Source organism: Pseudomonas sp. HMWF006 (assembly GCF_003061205.1).
Taxonomy (GTDB): domain Bacteria; phylum Pseudomonadota; class Gammaproteobacteria; order Pseudomonadales; family Pseudomonadaceae; genus Aquipseudomonas; species Aquipseudomonas monsensis.
In genome coordinates, this window is record NZ_QAIU01000481.1 from 29976 (window position 1) to 31838 (window position 1863).

General features: G+C 63.8%; 1 protein-coding gene. It reads left to right on the plus strand.

Features of this window, described 5'->3' with window-relative positions; all coding sequences use genetic code 11:
• Positions 1-1760 (plus strand): penicillin-binding protein 1A (locus DBR24_RS21040; RefSeq protein ID WP_256591705.1); only part of this gene is annotated, 1760 nt, incomplete at its 5' end.
• Between the last annotated feature and the right edge of the window lie 103 nt (positions 1761-1863).

The following is a 1863-nucleotide window of genomic DNA, read 5'->3' on the forward strand; positions in this document are numbered from 1 at the left end:
TGTACAAGCTCGGCAAGATTTCCGAGGCTGACTACACCGCCGCGATCAACGAACCGCTGAACGCCAGCTATCACGTGCCGACCCCGGAAGTGAACGCGCCGTACATCGCCGAAATGGCCCGCGCCGAGATGGTCGGCCGTTATGGCAGCGACGCTTACACCGAAGGTTTCCGCGTCACCACCACGGTGCCGAGCAACCTGCAGGAAATGGCCAACACCGCGCTGCACGAAGGTTTGATGACCTACGACCAGCGTCACGGCTACCGTGGTCCCGAATCGCGCCTGCCGGGCAAGACCCGTGAGGCCTGGGCCAGCGAGCTGACCAAGCAGCGCACCATCAGCAGCCTCGAACCGGCCATCGTCACCCAGGTCGAGAAAAATGGCCTGCAAGTGCTGACCCGTACCGGCGAAGAACACGTCGCCTGGGACACCATGAAGTGGGCGCGGCCGTTCCTCAATACCAACAGCATGGGCGCCGCCCCGCGCCAGCCGTCGGATGTGGCACAGGTCGGTGATCTGGTTCGTGTACAGCGCCAGAAGGACAATTCGCTGAAGTTCAGCCAGATCCCGCAGGCGCAAGGCGCCCTAGTGTCGCTGGACCCGCAGAACGGCGCGATCCGCTCGCTGGTCGGCGGTTTTGCATTCGAACAGAGCAACTACAACCGCGCCCTGCAGGCCAAGCGTCAGCCGGGTTCGAGCTTCAAGCCGTTCGTCTACAGTGCCGCGCTGGACAGTGGCTACACCGCTGCCACGCTGGTCAACGACGCCCCGATCGTGTTCGTCGACGAGTACCTGGACAAGGTCTGGCGGCCAAAGAACGACACCAACACCTTCCTCGGCCCGATCCGCCTGCGCGAAGCGCTGTACAAGTCACGTAACCTGGTGTCGATCCGCCTGCTGCAGGCGATGGGCGTGGGCAAGACCATCGACTACATCACCCGCTTCGGTTTCAACAAGCAGGACCTGCCGCCGAACCTCTCGCTGGCGCTGGGTACCGCGACGCTGACGCCGATGGAAATCGCGACCGGCTGGAGCACTTTCGCCAACGGCGGCTTCAAGATCACCCCGTACATCATCGACAAGATTGAAAGCCGCAACGGCGACACGCTGTTCGCCGCCAATCCGCCGACCGTGCCGCAGGGTGTGTCGGCCACAGATGGCTTTGCCGCGCCGGCGTCTCAGCCGATCACCGTCAATGCGGCACCGGCTCCGGGTGAAGTCCCGGGCGCGGCCGCAGCACCACAAGCGCCGGCAGTGGCTGAGCGGATCGTCGATGGTCGCACCACGTACATTCTCAACAGCATGCTGCAGGACGTGATCAAGCTCGGCACCGGTCGCCGCGCGCTGGCCATGGGTCGCAGCGATATCGCCGGCAAAACCGGTACCACCAACGAATCGAAAGATGCCTGGTTCTCCGGTTACAACGCCGATTACGTGACCACGGTGTGGACCGGTTTCGACCAGCCAGAAAGCCTCGGTCGCCGCGAGTTCGGCGGCACCGTGGCGCTGCCGATCTGGATGAACTACATGTCGGCTGCGCTCAAGGACAAGCCGCCACACGTGCAGCCTGAGCCGGAAGGCATCCTCAGCCTGCGGGTGGATCCGGTCAGCGGTCGTGCGGCGACACCGAGCACGCCGGGCGCTTACTTCGAGCTGTTCAAGTCGGAAGACACGCCGCCCTCGGTGAATGAACTGGGCAACGGCACCGTACCGGGCAGCCCGCTGCCGGCGGATGAACAGGCGCCGATCGATTTGTTCTGATCCACCGTCACTGAAAAGCCCCGCCTTCGTGAGAAGCGCGGGGCTTTTTATTACCTGAAGATCAAGAGCCCCTCACCCTAGCCCTCTCCCGGAGGGAGAGGGG